The organism is Streptomyces sp. DG1A-41, assembly GCF_037055355.1.
In the GTDB taxonomy this organism is placed as follows: domain Bacteria; phylum Actinomycetota; class Actinomycetes; order Streptomycetales; family Streptomycetaceae; genus Streptomyces.
In genome coordinates, this window is record NZ_CP146350.1 from 5505727 (window position 1) to 5525516 (window position 19790).

General features: G+C 71.1%; 19 protein-coding genes and 1 tRNA gene. 14 read left to right on the plus strand and 6 right to left on the minus strand.

Annotation, left to right across the window (positions count from 1 at the left end):
• Nucleotides 1–164 precede the first annotated feature (164 nt).
• The 3 genes from V8690_RS25805 to V8690_RS25815 all read right to left on the minus strand — a co-directional run bounded on the left by V8690_RS25805 (nucleotide 165) and on the right by V8690_RS25815 (nucleotide 3898).
• Entirely contained in the window at nucleotides 165–836 is a 672-nt protein-coding gene (locus V8690_RS25805) for a response regulator transcription factor (protein ID WP_338782493.1), read from the minus strand.
• A gap of 233 nt (nucleotides 837–1069) precedes the next feature.
• Nucleotides 1070–2431, minus strand: coding sequence for a sensor domain-containing protein (locus V8690_RS25810; protein ID WP_338782494.1), 1362 nt, complete (start codon nucleotides 2429–2431; stop codon nucleotides 1070–1072).
• A 246-nt stretch (nucleotides 2432–2677) separates the two neighbouring features.
• Entirely contained in the window at nucleotides 2678–3898 is a 1221-nt protein-coding gene (locus V8690_RS25815; RefSeq protein ID WP_338782495.1) for a sensor domain-containing protein, read from the minus strand.
• Between the two features lie 263 nt (nucleotides 3899–4161).
• Here V8690_RS25815 and V8690_RS25820 point away from each other — a divergent pair, with 263 nt between their 5' ends.
• From V8690_RS25820 to V8690_RS25875, 12 genes are all read left to right on the plus strand, one after another.
• Nucleotides 4162–4569, plus strand: coding sequence for an NADH-quinone oxidoreductase subunit A (locus V8690_RS25820; protein ID WP_010041427.1), 408 nt, complete (start codon nucleotides 4162–4164; stop codon nucleotides 4567–4569).
• Nucleotides 4560–5222 carry an NADH-quinone oxidoreductase subunit B family protein gene (locus V8690_RS25825; protein ID WP_338782496.1) on the plus strand — a complete coding sequence of 221 codons (663 nt, stop codon included), beginning with the start codon at nucleotides 4560–4562 and terminating at the stop codon, nucleotides 5220–5222. The genes V8690_RS25820 and V8690_RS25825 overlap by 10 nt, the downstream gene beginning before the upstream one ends.
• Complete coding sequence (locus V8690_RS25830; protein WP_338782497.1) at nucleotides 5219–6967, plus strand: NADH-quinone oxidoreductase subunit C; 1749 nt, start codon at nucleotides 5219–5221, stop codon at nucleotides 6965–6967. The genes V8690_RS25825 and V8690_RS25830 overlap by 4 nt, the downstream gene beginning before the upstream one ends.
• Entirely contained in the window at nucleotides 6964–7932 is a 969-nt protein-coding gene (locus V8690_RS25835) for a complex I subunit 1 family protein (RefSeq protein WP_338782498.1), read from the plus strand. The genes V8690_RS25830 and V8690_RS25835 overlap by 4 nt, the downstream gene beginning before the upstream one ends.
• A 2-nt stretch (nucleotides 7933–7934) precedes the next feature.
• On the plus strand, nucleotides 7935–8615 hold the full coding sequence (locus tag V8690_RS25840) for a 4Fe-4S binding protein (protein WP_338782499.1): 681 nt from the start codon (nucleotides 7935–7937) through the stop codon (nucleotides 8613–8615).
• A complete protein-coding gene (locus V8690_RS25845; RefSeq protein ID WP_338782500.1) occupies nucleotides 8612–9259 on the plus strand; it encodes an NADH-quinone oxidoreductase subunit J in 648 nt (215 codons plus the stop codon). The genes V8690_RS25840 and V8690_RS25845 overlap by 4 nt, the downstream gene beginning before the upstream one ends.
• Entirely contained in the window at nucleotides 9259–9657 is a 399-nt protein-coding gene (gene nuoK, locus V8690_RS25850) for an NADH-quinone oxidoreductase subunit NuoK (RefSeq protein ID WP_338782501.1), read from the plus strand. Before V8690_RS25845 ends, nuoK begins: the two co-directional genes overlap by 1 nt.
• A complete protein-coding gene (locus V8690_RS25855; protein WP_338782502.1) occupies nucleotides 9654–11648 on the plus strand; it encodes an NADH-quinone oxidoreductase subunit L in 1995 nt (664 codons plus the stop codon). The genes nuoK and V8690_RS25855 overlap by 4 nt, the downstream gene beginning before the upstream one ends.
• 6 nt (nucleotides 11649–11654) lie before the next feature.
• Complete coding sequence (locus tag V8690_RS25860) at nucleotides 11655–13229, plus strand: NADH-quinone oxidoreductase subunit M (RefSeq protein WP_338782503.1); 1575 nt, start codon at nucleotides 11655–11657, stop codon at nucleotides 13227–13229.
• Complete coding sequence (locus V8690_RS25865) at nucleotides 13226–14749, plus strand: NADH-quinone oxidoreductase subunit N (protein ID WP_338782504.1); 1524 nt, start codon at nucleotides 13226–13228, stop codon at nucleotides 14747–14749. The genes V8690_RS25860 and V8690_RS25865 overlap by 4 nt, the downstream gene beginning before the upstream one ends.
• Nucleotides 14750–14988: 239 nt before the next feature.
• A complete protein-coding gene (gene htpX / locus V8690_RS25870) occupies nucleotides 14989–15852 on the plus strand; it encodes a zinc metalloprotease HtpX (RefSeq protein ID WP_338782505.1) in 864 nt (287 codons plus the stop codon).
• Nucleotides 15849–16241 carry a YccF domain-containing protein gene (locus tag V8690_RS25875; RefSeq protein ID WP_338782506.1) on the plus strand — a complete coding sequence of 131 codons (393 nt, stop codon included), beginning with the start codon at nucleotides 15849–15851 and terminating at the stop codon, nucleotides 16239–16241. The genes htpX and V8690_RS25875 overlap by 4 nt, the downstream gene beginning before the upstream one ends.
• A 471-nt stretch (nucleotides 16242–16712) precedes the next feature.
• On the opposite strand, the gene V8690_RS25880 is transcribed toward V8690_RS25875, so the two are convergent.
• Nucleotides 16713–17969 (minus strand): APC family permease, encoded by a 1257-nt coding sequence (locus V8690_RS25880; protein WP_338782507.1) that lies wholly within the window; start codon nucleotides 17967–17969, stop codon nucleotides 16713–16715.
• A 193-nt stretch (nucleotides 17970–18162) separates the two neighbouring features.
• Between V8690_RS25880 and V8690_RS25885 the strand changes: the two genes are divergently transcribed.
• Entirely contained in the window at nucleotides 18163–18429 is a 267-nt protein-coding gene (locus V8690_RS25885) for a GlsB/YeaQ/YmgE family stress response membrane protein (RefSeq protein WP_338782508.1), read from the plus strand.
• Nucleotides 18430–18605: 176 nt separating this feature from the next.
• On the opposite strand, the gene V8690_RS25890 is transcribed toward V8690_RS25885, so the two are convergent.
• The gene (locus V8690_RS25890; RefSeq protein WP_338782509.1) at nucleotides 18606–19094 is read right to left on the minus strand and encodes a YajQ family cyclic di-GMP-binding protein; all 489 of its coding nucleotides are present in this window, start codon (nucleotides 19092–19094) and stop codon (nucleotides 18606–18608) included.
• A gap of 222 nt (nucleotides 19095–19316) precedes the next feature.
• Between V8690_RS25890 and V8690_RS25895 the strand changes: the two genes are divergently transcribed.
• Nucleotides 19317–19398 (plus strand) — tRNA-Tyr (locus tag V8690_RS25895).
• Nucleotides 19399–19478: 80 nt separating this feature from the next.
• Here the strand turns inward: V8690_RS25895 and V8690_RS25900 are convergent.
• A complete protein-coding gene (locus tag V8690_RS25900) occupies nucleotides 19479–19640 on the minus strand; it encodes a hypothetical protein (RefSeq protein ID WP_338782510.1) in 162 nt (53 codons plus the stop codon).
• Nucleotides 19641–19790: the final 150 nt, after the last annotated feature.

Sequence of the window (19790 nt, forward strand, 5' to 3'; positions counted from 1 at the left end):
TCAACACTACGACCGCAAGGGCCGCCTCCTTCGGGTCATTCGCATGTTGGACACGACTTTGAGACGAGAAGGCGCCCCGACTTGCCCTGTTCTCCGATCCCTGGTGCTGACCTTCAAGACGCTCCGTGCCCGCCCCGCGGTTCGGTCGGGGACTGGCCGGCCGGTCAGGAATTCAGGTATCTCAGCACGGCCAGCACCCGGCGGTGGTCCCCCTCGCTCTGGGAGAGCCCGAGCTTCAGGAAGATGTTGCTGACGTGCTTCTCGACCGCCCCGTCGCTCACCACGAGCTGCCGGGCGATCGCCGAGTTCGTCCGCCCCTCGGCCATCAGCCCCAGTACCTCCCGCTCCCGCGGGGTCAGCCTCGCGAGCACGTCCTGCTTACGGCTGCGGCCCAGCAACTGCGCGACGACCTCCGGGTCGAGGGCCGTACCGCCCTCGGCCACCCGCACCACCGCGTCCACGAACTCACGCACCTCGGCCACCCGGTCCTTCAGCAGATAGCCGACGCCCCGGCTGGACCCCGCCAGCAGCTCCGTGGCGTAGCGCTCCTCCACGTACTGTGACAGCACCAGCACGCCGAGCCCCGGGTGCGCCTTGCGCAACTGCACCGCCGCCCGCACCCCCTCGTCGGTGTGCGTCGGCGGCATCCGTACGTCGGCGACCACGACGTCCGGCAGTCCGCCCTGCGCGTCCAGCTCCGTGATGGTCTTGATCAGCGCCGCCCCGTCTCCGACCCCGGCGACGACCTCGTGCCCGCGGTCGGTCAGCAGCCGGGTCAGGCCCTCCCTGAGCAGCACTGAATCCTCGGCGATGACCACCCGCACCCTGTCCTCCACGATGTTCGGCCCCCCACAGCCAGACGCCGCCCGTCCGCGGCCCACAACGGCTCCGCGCCCACCCGTGCGACGGGTCCAGCATTTCAGGATCGGGCGCTGGATGGGGGCGGACCGGCTTGTTGTCCGGCCGAACCTCCCGATCCGGCCGAACCTCCCGGTCCGACCGGTTCGGGTGTGGGGAGGGCGAAGGCAGGGGGTTCATTGACCGAAGGCCATCTCACGTGCGCGTCAGGTCACCGCACGTACGCGTCCCGCCACGGCAACTCCGCGGTCACCCGCGTCGGCCCGCCCGCCGGCGAGTCCACCACCAGGATCCCGTCCACCGCGTCGAGCCGCTCCGCCAGTCCCGCCAGCCCCGATCCCTGGGACGTGTCGGCCCCGCCCACGCCGTTGTCCACGACCTGGAGCATCAGCCGGTTCTCCGTCCGCCACACCTCCACGCCGGCCCAGGCCGCCCGCGCGTGCTTGGTGACGTTCTGGAGCAGCTCCGACACCGTGAAGTACGCGATCCCCTCTATCGCCAGCGCCGGCCGCTCCACCAGGTCGACCTCGACCTGCACCGGCACCGTGCACCGCGACGCCACCGCCGACAGCGCCGCGTCCAGCCCGCGGTCCGTCAGCACCGCAGGGTGGATCCCCCGGGCCAGGTCGCGCAGCTCCTGGAGCGCCGTCTTCACCTCGCCGTGCGCCTCGTCCACCATCCGCACGGCCGTCTCCGGATCCTCCTGGAGTTTCTCCTTCGCCAGCCCCAGATCCATGGCCAGCGCCACCAGCCGCGCCTGGGCCCCGTCGTGCAGATCCCGCTCGATGCGCCGCAGGTCGGCCGCCGCCGAGTCGACCACGACGCCCCGGTCCGACTCCAGCTCCACCACCCGCGAGGCCAGCCGCGACGGCCCGAGCAGCCCGTGCACCATCAGCCGGTCCACCATCGTCAGCGCCCGCACGATCCACGGCGTGGCGATCGTCAGCAGCAGTCCCACGAGCGCGGTCACCGTGATCTCGAAGGGGTTGTCGAGGTAGACCCGGTGCGTCTCGTCGCCGTACAGCTGTATCCCGTCCTGGCCGGCGTACATCGGGAACACCCAGAACCACAGCGGGTACGTCAGCAGCGCCCAGCCCAGCACCCAGACGTTCACGGCGACGACGAACGAGAACACCGCCCACGGCAGATGCAGCACCGCGTACAGCAGGGCCCGCCACGAGGCGCCGCTCTTGAGGACGGCCCCCATCCACGCCATGGCACCCGGCTTCTTCATCCGCAGCGGCTCCGGGTCGGCCACCTCCAGGCCCAGCAGCGCCCGGGCCCGCAGCCGCTCCAGCGCCCCGAGGCCACAGCACCCGGCGAGCGCCGCCGCCAGCACCGGTATGCCGAGGAACGTCACCAGCAGCCCCGCCCCCAGTGACACCATCGTGACCGCGTAGGTGAACAGCAGGATGCTGATCGGCAGGCTGAGCAGCACATACCCGAGCTCGCGCCAGCTGCGGCCCTCGACCGGAGCCCGCAACGCGGCGGGCAGCCGGTGCCGCCGCTCGGTGCTCCCGGGGACCCCGGGCCTGCCGTCGAGCCCGTACCCCTGTCCGTACTCCGTGGCCATCGGCGTCGTCCTTCTCCTCGTCCTGCGGCTGTTCCCTCGTACCTCCACCCTGCTCCGCCGCAGGTCGGCGGACCATGGAGGCCGTCGGCGTCTTGGACGGGGGGTTTTCCCTACCTCGGACTCCGCCCGGGTCCTGTCGGCAGGGCGCAACCGGCGTCGGCAGGATGTGGCGGGCGTCGGCGGGACGAGGTGGGCGTCAGAAGGACATAGTGGGCGTCGGAAGGACGTAACGGGCGTCGGCAGGGCTCAACCGGCGCCTGTGCCGGAGTCGTCCGTGCGGTCGCGCCAGGGCAGTTCCGCCGTGACCGTCGTCGGGCCGCCCTCGGGCGACTCCAGGACGAACAGCCCGTCGACGGCGTCCAGCCGCTCGGCCAGGCCCTTCATTCCCGTACCGCCGTCGAGGCTCGCACCCCCGCGGCCGTCGTCCCACACCTGGATGAGCAGCCGGTCGTTCCTCCGCCACACATCGACCGACGCCGACTTCGCCGCGCTGTGCTTGCTGACGTTCTGGAGCAGCTCCGAGACGGTGAAATAGGCGATGCCCTCGATGGCCGCAGCCGGCCGCGCCGGCAGGTCGACCGTCACCTTGACCGGGACCGTGCAGCGCGAGGAGACCGAGGACAGGGCCGCGTCCAGACCGCGGTCGGTCAGGACCGCCGGGTGGATGCCGCGGGCCAGGTCGCGCAGCTCCTGGAGCGCCAGCTTCACCTCGCCGTGCGCCTCCTCGACCATCGCCGCCGCCGCGTCGGGGTCCTCCAGCACCTTCTCCTTCGCCAGGCCCAGCCCCATGGCCAGGTTGACCAGCCGGGCCTGCGCCCCGTCGTGCAGATCCCGCTCGATGCGCCGCAGGTCGGCCGCCGCCGTGTCGACCACGACCCCCCGGTCCGACTCCAGCTCGGCGATGCGCCGCTCCAGCTCGTCGGAGGGCGACAGCAGCCCGCGCACCATGGCCCGGTCGGCGTTGGCCAGGCCCCGCGCGATGAACGGCAGCACCGGCCACAGCACGAACAGCGAGGTCAGCGTGGTGACGAAGGTGAGGACGCCCCACGGCAGCCGTATGAACTCGTACAGCACCGTGCGCCAGCCCACCGGGTCCTTCAGCGACATCCACAGATGCTGGAGGAAGCCGCCCGAGCCGCGCAGCGGCAGCCGGCTCGGTTCGTCCACCCGCACCCCGAGCAGCGCCCTGGCCCGCGCCCGCTCCATCCGGCCCAGCAGCCGCGCGCCCGTGAGCGCGGCCGCGAGCAGCGGGAACCCGATCACCGTGATCGTCAGCCCGAAGCTGGTGGACAACGCCGTCACGACATAGGTGAATCCGATCAGCGCGACCGGAAGGTTCGCCAGGAGGTGCGCGATCTCCTTCCAGGTGTGCCGGTCGTAGGCGAGACGGGGCGGCGGCGGGCGGTCGTCCTCCCCGGCCGCCGACGTGGCCGCGCTCGTGCCCAAGGACGGGATACGTTCGGTCATGTGCGTTAGCGTGCCGGGCGGCGGGCGGCCGCGCCATGAGGCAGACCGCCAGGATCGACTGAGGTAAACCCCACCCCCGCATGCCAGGGCGTGACGGGCTGCTTACCCTGCCTTTATCAGGGCCTAGACTCCCGTGCGTACAGATCGTCGAACGGCGGCCTCCGTTGTTCGTCGAACGGCGGCGTCCGTTGTTCCCGGCCGTGCCCCGGAGCCGCGGAACCGTCGCAGGATCCAGTCCGAGTTTCAGGGAGCGAGGGACGGACGTGCCGGAACCGACCGTCGTCACCACGACCGTCGTCGCGGCGGACTACTTCCAGTCCTATTCGGTCGTCGGGCTGCTCGCCGTGGTCGGTGTGCTGTTCGTGGCCGTCGCCTTCGGGGCCGGCCGCCTGCTGCGGCCCGTGGTCCCCACACCCGAGAAGCTCCTGACGTACGAGTGCGGCGTCGACCCCGTCGGCGAGGGATGGGCCCACACCCAGGTCCGCTACTACGTCTACGCCTTCCTGTACGTGATCTTCGCCGTCGACTCGATCTTCCTGTTCCCCTGGGCGACCGTCTTCGCAGCCCCCGGCTACGGCGCGACCACCCTGGTGGAGATGTTCATCTTCCTCGGCTTCCTGGCCGTGGGCCTGCTCTACGCATACAAGAAGGGCGTGCTGGCATGGACGTGACCCCCTCCAGCCCCGAGCCCGTGCTGCTTCCGGAGCCGAAGCGGCTCGGCGCCCTCGCGCGTCTCGCGCCCGAGCCGATGAAGGTGATCCTGAACTGGGGCCGCCGCTACTCGCTCTGGGTCTTCAACTTCGGCCTCGCCTGCTGCGCGATCGAGTTCATCGCCGCGTCGATGGCCCGCCACGACTTCATCCGGCTCGGCGTCATCCCCTTCGCGCCGGGCCCGCGCCAGGCCGACCTGATGGTGGTGTCCGGCACGGTCACCGACAAGATGGCGCCGGCGGTGAAGCGCCTCTACGAGCAGATGCCGGAACCCAAGTACGTCATCTCCTTCGGCGCGTGCAGCAACTGCGGGGGCCCGTACTGGGACTCGTACTCCGTCACCAAGGGCGTCGACCAGATCATCCCCGTCGACGTCTACGTCCCCGGCTGCCCGCCCCGGCCCGAGGCGCTGCTCCAGGGCATCCTCAAGCTCCAGGAGAAGATCGCTCGCGAGTCGCTGGGGGAGCGGTACGGCACGGCGCGGCCTTCGGCGGCGGCGTTGCAGAGCGGCCTGGTACGGCCGCCGGCCCCGTCCTCGGGCTCGGATGCGGGCTCGGATGCGGGCTCGGTTTCGGGCTCGGCTTCGGGCTCGGCTTCGGAGGAGGGGCGATGACCGCGGCCGGCTGGCTCCCCGCCGACGTCGAGGAACTCTTCGGTACGGACGCCACGGCCGAGGAGTCGTACGAGGTCCTGACGGTCGACGTACCACCGGCGACCTGGATCTCCGCCCTGGAGACCGCACGCGACCGCCTGGGCTGCACGTACTTCGACTGGCTGAGCGCGGTCGACGAACCGGGCACGGGCTTCCGCGTCACGGCCCACGTCGCGGCGCTGTCCCCGCTCCGACGTCTCCTCCTGCGTACGACGGTCCCGCACGAGGCCCCCGCCCTGCCCTCGGCGGTCGGTGTCTACGCGGGCGCCGCCTGGCACGAACGCGAGACACACGAGATGTTCGGCGTCACCTTCGAAGGCCACCCGGCACTGGACCACCTGCTCCTCCCCGAGAACTTCGAAGGCCACCCCCTGCGCAAGGACTTCGTCCTGGCCGCACGCGTCGCCAAGGCCTGGCCCGGCGCGAAGGAACCCGGCGAGTCGGAACACGGCGGCCCCAAGCGCCGCCAGATGCTGCCCCCCGGGGTCCCCGACCCGAACGAATGGGGCCCCCTGAAGGGCCAGCTTCCCCCGGCCCCGGCCCGCGGCGCCGCCCGCACGGCAGCCGCCCGCCCCACGGGCGAGCGCCCGGTGCGGCGAACCCGTACGGCGGGGGAGGGCTCTGCCAGTCAGGCTGCCGCGGGTGACGCGGGTACTCCGTCTCCGGCTGCTGCGCGCCGTGTGCGGTCGGCGGGGGAGGGGTCGGCGAGCCAGACCGCGTCCGGGGAGTCGGCTGCTCCGGCTTCGGCGGGGCCGCGTCGCACTCGATCGGCGGGGGAGGGTTCGGCGAGTCAGGCTGCCGCGGGTGACGCGGGTACTCCGTCTCCGGCTGCTGCGCGCCGTGTGCGGTCGGCGGGGGAGGGGTCGGCGAGCCAGACCGCGTCCGGGGAGTCGGCTGCTCCGGCTTCGGCGGGGCCGCGTCACAACCGCTCGGCGGCAGACGGCTCGGTCAGTCAGGCGGCGACGGGCGATTCGCCTTCCGAGTCCCCAGCCGCCCCGCGCCGTAGCCGCAAAGCGGCGGAGGGCTCGGTAAGTCAGACGTCCACCGGCCCTGAATCCACGACCTCCGGTCCCGAATCCAAGGCGACCGAAGCCGAACCAGCGGCGCCCGGGACCGGCTCCCAGCCGCCGGTCACCGAGCTTGAGTCCCCGGTCACCGAGCCTGAGTCCCCGGCCACCTCGGCTGGGCCGCGTCGGGCGCGAAGCGCGAGCGACGGCTCGGCGTCGCAGCGGACGCAGCCAGGTGCCTCCGGCCCTCGCCGTGCACGAAGCGCATCGGAGGGCTCCTCCAGCCAGCGGGCCGCGTCCGAACCCGGCGAGAGCCGGCCGGGCAGGGCTGCGCGCCCCCCGCGCAGCACGGACGCCCCGTGGCACCACGCCCGCCCGGCCTTCGACGAACCGGCTCCCGAACCGTCGCCCGAGGCCGGCCCGTTGCCCACTCCCGAGCCGTCGGGTGACTCGAAGGCCCCGAACAGAGCCTCGGAGTCACCGGACACCCCGAAGTCGCCCGACGACTCGGGGACCTCGCGCAGTCCGGAAAACCCCGAGCCCGCGGAGACGCCCGGCCCCGCGGACAGCCCTGGTCCCTCGGACCCCCCTGACAGTCCGGCACCGGCGAGCGACCGGCAGCCCACCAGCAAGCCCGACAGTCCCGATAACCCCGACAACTCAGACAACCCCGAAGACCCCACAGGAGGCCCGCGGTGAACGACGTGCTCGACGTCATCCTGCGACTCCTGATCGTCTTCGTCGTCTTCCTCACCTTCCCTCTGATCATCGGTCAGACAGAACACAAGGTGATGGCCCACATGCAGGGCCGCCTCGGCCCCATGTACGCCGGCGGCTTCCACGGCTGGGCCCAGCTGATCGCCGACGGCGTGAAGTTCGCGCAGAAGGAGGACGTCGTCCCGGCGGGCGCGGACCGCCGCATCTTCCAACTGGCCCCCGCCGTCGCCCTCCTGCCCTACCTCCTCGTCCTGCTCGCCATCCCCATCGGCCCGGACGAGGGAGCCGTCGGACAGCTCATCGACGCCGGCGTCTTCTTCGTCCTGGCCGTCATGGGCGTCGGCGTCCTCGGCTCGCTCATGGCCGGCTGGGCCTCCGCCAGCAAGTTCTCCCTCCTCGGCGGCCTCCGCACCGCCGCCCAGCTCCTCGCCTACGAACTGCCGATGCTCCTGACCGCCGCCTCGGTGGCGATGGCGGCCGGCACCGTCTCGCTCCCCGGCATCCTCGACGCCTTCGAGTGGTGGTGGCTGCCCTGGCAGATCGTCGGCGCGATCGTCTTCTTCGTGGCCGGCCTCGCCGAACTCCAGCGCCCGCCCTTCGACATGCCCGTCGCCGACTCGGAGATCATCTTCGGCGCGTACACCGAGTACACCGGCCTCCGCTTCGCCCTCTTCCTCCTCGCCGAGTACGCCGGAATCGTCGTCCTGTGCGGCCTGACCACCGTCCTCTTCCTGGGCGGCTGGCACGGACCCTGGGGCGCCGACGGCCTCGGCTGGGTCTGGACCCTGCTGAAGACCGCCGCCCTCGCCTTCCTCGTCATCTGGCTGCGCGTCACCTATCCCCGCCTGCGCGAGGACCAGCTCCAGAAACTGTCCTGGACCCTCCTCGTCCCCCTCTCCCTCGCCCAGATCGCCCTCACCGGCATCGTCAAGGTGGTGATCGCGTAACCATGGCCCCCATCCCCGGCAGCGGCCTCGCCAAGGGCCTGGCCGTCACCCTCCGCACGATGACGAAGAAGTCCGTCACCGCGCAGTACCCGGACGCCCAGCCCGACCTCCCGCCCCGCACCCGCGGTGTGATCGGCCTGTTCGAGGAGAACTGCACGGTCTGCATGCTGTGCGCCCGCGAGTGCCCGGACTGGTGCATCTACATCGACTCCCACAAGGAGACGATCCCGGCGGCGACCCCCGGCGGCCGCGAACGCAGCCGCAACGTCCTGGACCGCTTCGCCATCGACTTCTCCCTGTGCATGTACTGCGGTATCTGCATCGAGGTCTGCCCTTTCGACGCCCTGTTCTGGTCCCCGGAGTTCGAGTACGCCGAGACCGACATCCGCGACCTCACCCACGAGCGCGACAAGCTCCGCGAGTGGATGTGGACCGTCCCGGCCCCGCCGGCCCTCGACCCCGGCGCGGAGGAGCCGAAGGAACTCGCCACCGCCCGCAAGACCGCCGACAAACTGGCCGCCCAGCAGGCCCCGCCCGCCACCGAACCGCACGCCGACGAGCAGGCCCGGGCAGCCGAGCGACCGACCCGCCCGCAGGGCGACTCCAAGCAACAGACCGACCAGCCGAAGCCGGGCCAGGCAACGCCGGACCAGCCGACGCCGGGGCAGGAGGGCCGGGAATGACCCTCGCCGCAACCGCAGGTCTCCTCACGGCGGGCCCGGCCACCAGCGCCGGGCCCGCCGAGACCCACGGTTTCCTCTCCCCGACCGGCGTCGAGATCGCCTTCCTCCTCGTCGGCCTGGTCACCTTCGGCGCCGCGCTCGTCACCGTCACCACCCGGCAGCTGGTGCACGCCGCCCTGTGGCTGGTGGTGACCCTCGGCGGCCTGGCCGTCGAGTACCTGCTGCTCACCGCCGAGTTCATCGCCTGGGTGCAGGTCCTCATCTACGTCGGTTCCGTCGTCGTCCTCCTCCTGTTCGGTCTGATGCTCACCAGGGCCCCCATCGGCCGCTCCCCGGACGCCGACTCCGGCAACCGCTGGGCCGCCCTCACCGTGGCCGTGGCCGCCGCTGCCGCCCTGGTCTGGGTCGTCGTCGACGCCTTCCGCACGACCTGGATCGACCTGGACGGCCCCGCCGCCGGCTCCACCGAGGCCACCGGCGCGAGCCTCTTCCAGAACTGGGTCCTCCCCTTCGAGGCCCTCTCCGTCCTCCTCCTCGCCGCCCTGGTCGGCGCGATCGTCCTGTCCCGCAAGGCGAAGGCCGCCACGGCGACCACGGCCGAGAACGCCCCGGCCTCCCGGAGCGAGAAGGAAGGGACCCGCTGATGCACCTCGCCTATCCCGCCGTCCTCTCCGCCGTCCTCTTCTGCACGGGCCTGTACGGCGTCCTCGCCCGCCGCAACGCGATCCTCGTCCTGATGTCGGTCGAGCTGATGCTCAACGCCGTCAACCTCAACCTGGTCGCCTTCGACGTCTGGCTCAGCAAGACCGCCGAGGAGACCCTGCACTCGGGCCAGGCCCTCACCCTGTTCACCATCGCCATCGCCGCCGCCGAGATCGGCATCGGCCTGGCGATCGTCCTCGCAGTCCACCGCAACCGCGGCACCGCGGACATCGACAAGCTCCGCGACACCGCCGAACGGCACGACCCCGACTGCCCCGACCACGAGGCCCTCACGGCCGAGCGGTCCGACGAGGCCCAGAAGGCTGAGGCCACCGCGTGACCACGACCACCCTCGCCGTCCTCGTCCCTCTCCTTCCGTTCCTCGGCGCCGTCGCCGGCCTGCTCCTGGGCCGGGCGGCACCCGGCTTCGTCCGCCCGCTCGCCGTCCTGCCGACGCTCACCTCCCTGGTGCTCGCCGCGCTGGTCGCCGTGCGGCAGGGCGGTGACGCGGCCGTCAACGCGGCCACGGAACTCACCCCCACCGGCTCCGTCCCGATCGAACTCGCCCTGCACATCGACGGCTTCGCCGCCCTCGTCGCCCTCCTCGTCGGCCTCGTGGCCTCCTGCGTGCAGATCTACTCGACGGGCTACCTGCGCGACGACCCGCGCTACTCCTCGTACGCCGCCCTCGTCTCCCTGTTCACCTCCGCGATGCTCCTGGTCGTCTACTCCGGCGACCTGATCGTGCTGCTGGTCGGCTGGGAAGTCATGGGCATCTGCTCCTACTTCCTGGTCGGCCACTACTGGGAGACCCCGGAGGCCCGCGCCGCATCCCTCAAGGCCTTCCTGGTCACCAAGCTCGGCGACGTCCCCTTCCTCATCGGCCTGTTCGCCCTGGCCACCGACGCCGGTTCTTTCCGCATCACCCGGGTCATCGGCGCCGTCGCGAGCGGCTCGCTCGACCACCCGACGCTGATGGCCCTGCTGCTCCTGGCGGGCGTGGCGGGCAAGTCCGCGCAGTTCCCGCTGCACACCTGGCTCCCCGACGCGATGGCGGGCCCGACCCCCGTCTCCGCGCTGATCCACGCCGCGACGATGGTCGCCGCCGGTGTCTACTTCATCGCCCGTCTCCTCCCGCTGTTCGAGGCCTCCCAGGCCGCGATGGTCGTCCTCGCCGTCATGGCGGCCGTCACGATGGCCGGCTCGGCGCTCGCCGCGCTCGCCCAGGACGACATCAAGCGCGTCCTCGCCTACTCGACGATCGGTCAGCTCGGCTACATGTCCGGTGCCCTGGCCGTCGGTGACCGTGGTGCCGCCGTCTTCCACCTCCTGTCCCACGGCGCCTTCAAAGCGCTGCTGTTCCTCGCGGCCGGCGTGATCATCCACGCCGCCGGCACCAACTCGCTCGCCGCCATGTCCCGCATGCGGAACCTGCGCGACCGCGTCCCCGACGCCTACTGGACGATGACCGTGGCGCTGCTCGCGCTGGCCGCGATCCCGCCGTTCAGCGGCTTCTTCTCCAAGGAGGCCGTCCTTGGCGTCGCCGAACACGTCGTCACCGGACACACCGAGCACGCCCCCGCCGCCGCGGGCTGGATCGTGCTCGTCGCCGGCCTGCTCACGGCCGTGCTCACCGCCGCCTACGCGATGCGCTTGTGGCTGCTGGCCTTCCGCGGCCGGGGCGCCGAAGCCCCCGACCACGGCAGGCAGCCGCTGACGATGACCGTCGTGCTGTGGGTGCTCGCCGCCCCGTCCCTGGCCCTCGGCGGATTCACGTTCCGCCTGCTGCCCGACTGGTTCGACGGCCGCGACCTCAGCCCGACCCTGACCACATCCGTGCTCGGCACGGGCGTGGCCCTGGTCGGCGGCATCGTCACCTACGGCGCCTGGCGGCACACCACCGCGCTCACCGCACGCGTCCCGCTGGGCGCGGTCGCGGCCCACCCCGAGGGCGACGCCGCCCAGGTCGAGGCAGAGGCCATCGCCACCCACAAGCCGGCCTACGGCGACATCGCCTACGCGCCCGACCCCGCCGACCCCGGACGGCTCCTGCTCGGCCCGCTGCATCGCCACGCGGCCGCCGGCTTCCATCTGGACGCCGTGTACCGGGCCCTCTTCGTCCGACCGGTCCAGGCGGGGGCGAGCCTCGTCCGGTTCCTGGACCGGGAGGTCGTCGAGACCTACGTACGCGGCGCGGGTGCGCTGCCCCGCTGGCTCGGCGCCGCCGTACGGCGCGCCCAGACCGGCAACGTCCAGACCTATGTGAGCGCGCTGCTCGCCGGCACCGTCGTCCTCGCGGTCGCCGTCGTCCTCGTCGCCACGGGAGCGTGAGCAGGCGTGATCGATATCAACGAGTCCGTGATGCAGTTCCTTCTGGCGTTCGTCGTCGTCGGCCCGCTCCTGGGCGCCGCCGCCGCTCTCCTGCCGGCCCCGCCCGGGCTGAAGGGGAAGTCACCCGAGCAGGCCGTGCTCCGGCACGGCGTCACCGTCACCGGCGCGGTCCTCATCGCGGCGATCGTCCTCGCGCTCGGCTTCGACCACGACCAGCCGTCGAAGATGCAGGCCAGCACGGACATCAGCTGGATTCCAGCACTCGACGTACGCATCCACCTCGGCATCGACGGCATCTCCCTCCCCCTTCTGGTCCTGACCGCGCTGCTGACCTTCCTCTGCGCGCTCTACTCGTACTTCAAGATGCCCGCGGGGCCGACCCCGAAGGCCTTCGTCGCGCTGCTGCTCGTCCTCGAGTCCGGCACACTCGCGACCTTCGCCGTCCTCGACCTGCTGCTGTTCTTCCTCGCCTTCGAGATGGTCCTCATCCCGATGTACTTCCTCATCGCCCGCTGGGGCGGCGAGGGCCGGAGCCAGGCCGCGTGGCGGTTCATCCTCTACACGTTGCTCGGCTCCGTGGTCATGCTGCTCGGCCTGCTCCTGATCGGGATCAAGGCGGGCACGTTCGACATGATGGCACTCGCCACTGACAACGGCCGATCGCTGACCACATCCGTGCAGGTCATCGCCGTTCTGGCGATCGGGATCGGCCTCGCGGTCAAGACGCCGATGTGGCCGCTGCACAGCTGGCTGCCCGACGCCCACACCGCCGCGCCGACCGTCGGCTCGGTCCTGCTGGCCGGTGTCCTGCTGAAGATGGGTACATACGGGTTCGTCCGGATCCTCCTCCCCATCGCACCGGACGGCTTCCGCACCTTCGCGCCCTACCTCGCAGCGCTCGCCGTCGTCGGCATCATCTACGGATCCCTGGCCTGCCTGGCCCTCGCCAAGCAGGGCGCGAAGGGCGACCTCAAGCGCCTCATCGCCTACTCCTCCGTCGGCCACATGGGCTTCGTCCTGCTCGGCATCGCCACGATGACACCGACCGGCGTGAACGGCGCCCTGTTCGCCAACATCGCCCACGGCCTCATCACCGGCCTGCTGTTCTTCCTGGTCGGAGCGCTGAAGGACCGCACCGGCACCACCGACCTCGACACCCTCGCCGAGGAGACCGGAGCCGCGCTCTACGGCAAGGCCCCGCGCCTCGGCGGCCTGCTCGCCTTCGCCGCGGTCGCCTCGCTCGGTCTGCCGGGCCTCGCCGGCTTCTGGGGCGAGATGCTGGCCCTGTTCGGCGCCTTCCAGCCCGCCGACGGCCTCAGCCGTCCCGCCTTCCTCACCTTCATGGCGATCGGCGCGTTCGGGACGCTGCTGACGGCCGCTTACCTGCTGATCGTGGTCCGCCGCGTCTGCATGGGCGCCCTGCCGCAGGACACCCCCAAGCTCACCGACGTCCGCTCGTACGAGCTCGCGGCCTGGACCCCGCTCGTCGTCCTCACCGTCGTCGCGGGCCTGTGGCCCAGGGCCCTCCTCGGCCTGAGCGACCCGGCCGTCCAGCAGCTCCTCGCAGGAGGCACCCGATGAGCCCCCCGGCCCAGCCCCTGGCCGCGTCGCTGGTCCAGTCCGTCGACTGGCTCGCGATCTCACCGCCCACCATCGTGGCGGTCGTCGGACTCGCCGTCCTGGTCGCCGACCTGTTCGTCACCGAGCACCGCAAGCCGCTGCTCGGCTGGACGTCCGTGGCCGGCCTGGCCGCCGCCACGCTGATGCTGCTGCCCCTCCTGGACGGCGACCGCAGCACCTTCTGCCTGACCGGCGACGCCACCGTGTGCAGCTACACGGCCGACCGCTTCGCCCTGGTCATCCAGTTCCTGGTCCTCGGCGGCGCCCTCCTCGCAGCCCTCCTGTCGGTCACCGCCCTCAAGGACGCCCGCAAGGAGCTTCCCGAAGGGGAGTACTGGTTCCTGCTGCTGTCCTCCGCGGCCGGCGCCGCCCTCCTGCCCGCCTCCCGCGACCTCGCGACCCTGATCGTCGCTCTCGAGGTCGCCTCCCTGCCCGCCTTCGCACTGGTCGGCCTCAGGTACGGCGACCGGAAGTCCTCCGAAGCGGCTTTGAAGTTCTTCCTGTCCTCGGTCACCGCGACCGCGGTCAGCCTGATGGGCATCAGCTTCGTGTACGCGTCCACGGGCACCCTCTACCTCACCCAGGTCGCCGACCGCATCCAGAACGTCGACGGACAGCTCCACACGCTCGCCCAGACCGGCGTCGTCCTCACCCTCATCGGCTTCGCCTTCAAGACGGCCGCCGTGCCCTTCCACTTCTGGGTGCCCGACACTTACGTGGGGGCGCCCTTGCCCATCGCCGCCTACCTGTCGGTCATCGGCAAGGCGGTCGGCTTCAGCGGCCTGATCCTCGTCACGGTCGTCGCCCTCCCGTCGTACGCCGACGTCTGGGGCCCGGCCCTCGCCGCCCTGGCAGCGCTCACCATGACCGTGGGCAACGTCGGAGCCCTGCGCCAGCAGGCCACGCGCGCGTACAGCGCGGTACGCCTGCTCGCCTGGTCCTCCGTCGGCCAGGCCGGCTACCTCCTGGTACCGATCGCGGCCGCCGCGTACTCCGGTGACGCCGAGAAGTCGATCGGCTCCACCGTCGCCTACGCCCTGATGTACGGCGCCGTGAACCTCGGCGCCTTCGCCGTGGCCGCCCTCGTCGGCCGGACGAAGTCCCTCAACCGCGTCTCCGACTACCGCGGCCTGTACGCCTCGAGCCCGTTGTCCGCGCTCCTCCTGGCGTTCTTCCTGCTCTGCCTCGCCGGGCTGCCGCCGGGCATCATCGGCCTCTTCGCCAAGGTCACCGTCTTCTCGGCGGCCGTCGACGCCGGCCTCGGCTGGCTGGCCGTGATCATGGCCGTCAACGTCGTCATCGCGTTGTTCTACTACCTCCAGTGGACGGCCCTGCTCTTCCGCGCCCCCGAGGGAGAACCCGAGAAGCACCGCGTCCCCGCCCCGCTCACCGCCGCGATCGCCCTGACCGGAGTCCTCGGCATCGCCCTGTCCGGAGCACCCCAGCTGGTCCTGCGCTTCACCGACACGGCCCTCTTCTGAACAACAGGCGCATTCGCCACGCGCGCGTGGGGCACCCGGCCCTCCACGCGCGCGTGCCGCTTTCCCGGTGCCGTTCACCCGGACGGTCCACACCCCCCGCCGCGCGCACAAGGGAACTAGTGCCTCCCGCCTGGCGTTGACCAGTACGGGAAGGTCCACTGGACGTGAACGTCACGGCACCAGTGGCACCGCAGATCAGCAGCAAGGGTCCCCCTGCCGCACCACTTGGAGGGCGTACCGTGCACCGCCGGCACAACGGGCTCAGGACAGCAGTCCTCCTCGGAGGACTGTCCGCACTCATCATCGTCATCGGCAGCTTCTTCGGCCGTATGGGGCTCGTCATCGCCGTTCTGGTAGCGCTGGCCACCAACGCGTACGCCTACTGGAACAGCGACAAGCTGGCCCTGCGCGCGATGCGCGCCCGCCCGGTGAGCGAGTTCGAGGCCCCGGGGCTCTACCGCATGGTCCGCGAGCTCTCCACGCAGGCCCGCCAGCCCATGCCGCGCCTGTACATCTCCCCGACGGAGGCGCCCAACGCCTTCGCCACGGGCCGCAACCCGCGCAACGCCGCCGTGTGCTGCACCGAAGGCATCCTGCGTCTCCTGGACGAGCGCGAGCTGCGCGGCGTCATCGGCCACGAGCTCAGCCATGTCTACAACCGCGACATCCTCATCTCCTCGGTCGCCGGTGCCCTCGCCTCCGTGATCATGTTCCTGGTCAACTTCGCCTGGCTGATCCCGGTCGGGCGCTCGGACGACGACGACGGCCCCGGCCTGCTCGGCATGCTGCTGATCATGATCCTCGGCCCGCTGGCAGCCTCCGTCATCCAACTGGCCATCAGCCGCTCCCGGGAATACCAGGCGGACGCCTCCGGAGCCCAGCTCACCGGCGACCCGCTCGCCCTGGCCAGTGCCCTGCGCAAGCTCGAACTCGGCACCAAGCAGCTCCCGCTGCCGCCCGAGCCGCGCATCGAGACCGCCAGCCACATGATGATCGCGAACCCGTTCCGGCCCGGCCAAGGGCTCTCGAAGATGTTTTCCACGCACCCGCCGATGGCGGACCGCATCGCACGGCTCGAGAAGATGGCAGGTGGGAATCAGTGAAGACCGTCCTGAACGTCATATGGCTCGTCCTGAGCGGCTTCTGGCTCTTCCTCGCCTACATGGCCGCGGGCCTGCTCCTCTGTATCACCGTCATCGGCATCCCGTTCGGCATCGCGGCCTTCCGCATCGGCGTCTACGCCCTGTGGCCCTTCGGGTACACGACGGTCGAGCGCCGTGACGCGGGCGCGCCGTCCTGCGTCGGCAATGTGCTGTGGCTGGTGCTCGCGGGCTGGTGGCTGGCCCTCGGCCACATCGTCACCGGCATCGCGCTGTGCGTCACGATCATCGGCATCCCGCTCGGCGTCGCCAACTTCAAGCTCATCCCGGTCTCCCTGCTCCCGCTGGGCCGCGACATCGTGCGGACGAACGAGCCGTTCGCGGTGCGCTGACGGCGGGGCAACGCCGCCCGGTTCCCACAGACCACGGGTTATCCACAGGCCCGCCCGGCTGTCGGTGGCGCCCTGCATCATGAACCCATGACCGCGAACGAGCAGTTGCCCACACGAGTGAGGGCCAGGACCAACACCCGCCCAAGCGGCCGGACTTCGCATCCCGAGCCGACCGCCCCGGTGAGAGGCCCCTGACCTCAGCAACCGAGCGGGCCGGCAGCAGCCGAGAAATCAGCAGCCAAGAAAACCGGACCGCCGCGAAGAAGCCCCACGGGCCGCAGCAGAAGCCCCCGGCCGCAGCCAGGAAGCCGTCGACCACAGAGCAAGAACCCCCGGGCCGCAGCCAGGAAGCCCCTGCCGCAAGAAGCCCTCGACCACAGCCAGGAAGCCCCTGCCGCAAGAAGCCCTTGACCACAGCCAGGAAGCCCCGACCGCAGCCAGGGGCCCCAGACCGCAGCAAAGAGGGCAGCCCTACGCCCTCCCAGCCCCCGCCCGCATCACCCGCCGCACTCCGTACGCAACCGCCCCCACCGCCAGCACACCCGCGCCGACGACCACCGAAACCCCCGGCAGCGAGAACGCCAGCACCGCACACCCGACCAGCCCGACCGCCGGCACCACCCGTGCCGTCGGCGCCGAATCCAGCGTCCAGGCCGACGCGTTGGCCACGGCGTAGTACGCCAGCACCCCGAAGGAGGAGAACCCGATCGCCCCCCGGACGTCCACCGTGGCGGCCATGACCGCGACCACCGCGCCCACGGCCAGCTCCGCCCGGTGCGGCACCTGGAAACGCGGATGCACGGCCGCCAGCGCGCCCGGCAGATGCCGGTCCCTGGCCATGGCCAGTGTCGTCCGTGAGACGCCCAGGATCAGGGCGAGCAGCGACCCCAGCGCGGCCACGGCCGCACCGATCCGCACCACCGGCACGAGCCAGGGCGCCCCGGCCGCCCGCACGGCGTCGGCCAGCGGCGCTGTCGCGTCCCTGAGACCGTCCGACCCCAGTACCGAAAGGACAGCCACCGCCACACCCGCGTACACCACCAGTGCGATGCCCAGCGCCAGCGGGATCGCGCGCGGAATGGTGCGCGCCGGATCCCGTACCTCCTCACCGAGGGTCGCGATCCGGGCGTACCCGGCGAACGCGAAGAACAGCAGACCGGCCGCCTGAAGCACACCGCCCGCGCCGTTCGAGGCCCCGATGTCCAGCCGTCCGGCATCCGCCTCGCCGGACAGAAGACACCCGACGACCACGGCGGCGAGGACAGCCAGGACCACCGCCACGATCACCCGCGTCAGCAACGCTGACTTCTGGACACCGCCGTAGTTCACCGCGGTCAGCGCCACCACGGCCGCGACCGCCACCGCGTGCGCCTGCCCCGGCCAGACGTACGTGCCCACGGTGAGCGCCATCGCCGCACAGGATGCCGTCTTCCCGACCACGAACGACCAGCCCGCGAGATACCCCCAGAACTCCCCGAGCCGCTCACGCCCGTACACGTATGTACCGCCTGAGGCGGGATACAGGGCGGCGAGGCGGGCCGACGACTTGGCGTTGCAGTACGCGACCACGGCGGCGACGGCGAGCCCGAGGAGCAGCCCGGAGCCCGCCGCGTGAGCCGCGGGCGCGAGGGCGGCGAAGATCCCGGCTCCCACCATCGAGCCGAGTCCGACGACGACGGCGTCACCCACGCCGAGGGTGCGGCGCAGTCCGGAAGCGGAGGCTGTCATGCGTCGCACCCTACTGATCAGTGCAACCAGCGGGCGCCGCCAGGGCGTCCTCCCCCTCAAGACGGCGTGAACGCGCGCGGCAAGGACGACGCACGCGGAACGCCCGGCGTACGACGCACGTACACGGCCTGCCGGGAGCAAGATCACATGGCCGGGACAGTGCGGGCACAGCGTGAAAGGGCAGGTTCACGGCATGACCATCATCAGCTGGATCATCCTGGGACTGTTGGCCGGCGCCATCGCGAAGTTCCTGCTGCCGGGGCGCGACCCGGGCGGCCTCATCGGCACGACCCTGATCGGCATCGCGGGTGCGTTCATCGGCGGCTGGATATCGGCCCGCTGGATGGACCACCCGATCACCAAGAACTTCTACGACGGCACGACCTGGGCCGCGGCGATCGGCGGATCGCTCGTCCTCCTGATCGCCTACCGCCTCGTGTTCGGCAACTCACGCGACTGACCGCGCCCACGGCCCACGGCCGGTGTGCGCCACACCGCCCGTGCCCGGCAGGCGCCCATGGACCGCAGCCGGCAGGCGAGAAGGGTGGGCATCCAGCAGGTGCCCACCCTTCCTCGTAACCGTGCAGACCGGGAACCCGCCCGTGCGGACTGGGGGTCCCGAGGACCCGAGCCGACCTACCGGTAGTTCACGAACTGCATGGCGAAGTCGAAGTCCTTGCCCTTCAGCAGGGCAATGACGGCCTGAAGATCGTCACGGCTCTTGGAGCTGACCCGCAGCTCCTCGCCCTGCACCTGCGCCTTCACGCCCTTCGGGCCCTCGTCACGGATGATCTTCGCCACCTTCTTCGCGTTCTCCTGGGAGATGCCCTCCTTGATCGACGCAAAGATCTTGTACTCCTTGCCGGAGAGCTGGGGCTCGCCCGCGTCCAGAGCCTTCAGCGAGATGCCGCGCTTGATCAGCTTGGACTGGAAGACGTCGAGAACAGCCTTCACCCGGTCCTCGGAGTTCGCCTCCATGAGGATGTTCTCACCGGACCACGAGATCGAGGCACCCACGCCCTTGAAGTCGTAGCGCTGCGAGATCTCCTTGGCGGCCTGGTTGAGTGCGTTGTCGACCTCCTGCCGCTCGACCTTCGAGACGATGTCGAAACTGGAGTCGGCCATGTCCTGTGGCTCCTTGTATCGGGGTGCGTATCGTGCGTACCGGCGTACGTGGGCGGCCGCCGGGCCTGTTCAGATCCCGGGCCGCATCCGGACAAGCCTAGCCACCCCCCGCCCTCCGGGCGCCGATCAATCGGGTGGCGAAGCACCCCTCCACATCAGGTATGGTTTACGTCGTTGCCACGGAGCACCGCCGAAGAAGGCGGTTCAATGGGCAGCAACCCCGGCGGTGTGCCCGAGCGGCCAAAGGGAGCAGACTGTAAATCTGCCGGCTCAGCCTTCCCAGGTTCGAATCCTGGCGCCGCCACACTGGGGAAGACCCCCTCTCAACTGCGGAAACGCAGCAGAGAGGGGGTCTTTTGTGTGGGGTGGCTCGTGTATGGAGGCCTACGGCGCCTGTGTGTAGGTGACCACCGCGTCCGGGCAGGCCTCGGCGAGACGAACCAGGGACTCGCGTTCCTCGGTGTCCGCGGTGAGGCTCCAGCTCAGTTTCACGGCCGTCCATTCGACGATGTGGCGGCACGTGGCCTGGTGTTGGGCGGCAGCCACTGGGCGGGATCCTGGTCGGCCTTGCTGCGGTGTGCCGCGGCGGACACGGCCACCAGGGAGCGCGGGTCGGCGAGGTCGTTATCGTGGCCTCGCGGCGGATGGCCGTCCCCTGGGAGGCGCCGGAGTTCCAGGCCTCGGGCAGCGGCACCA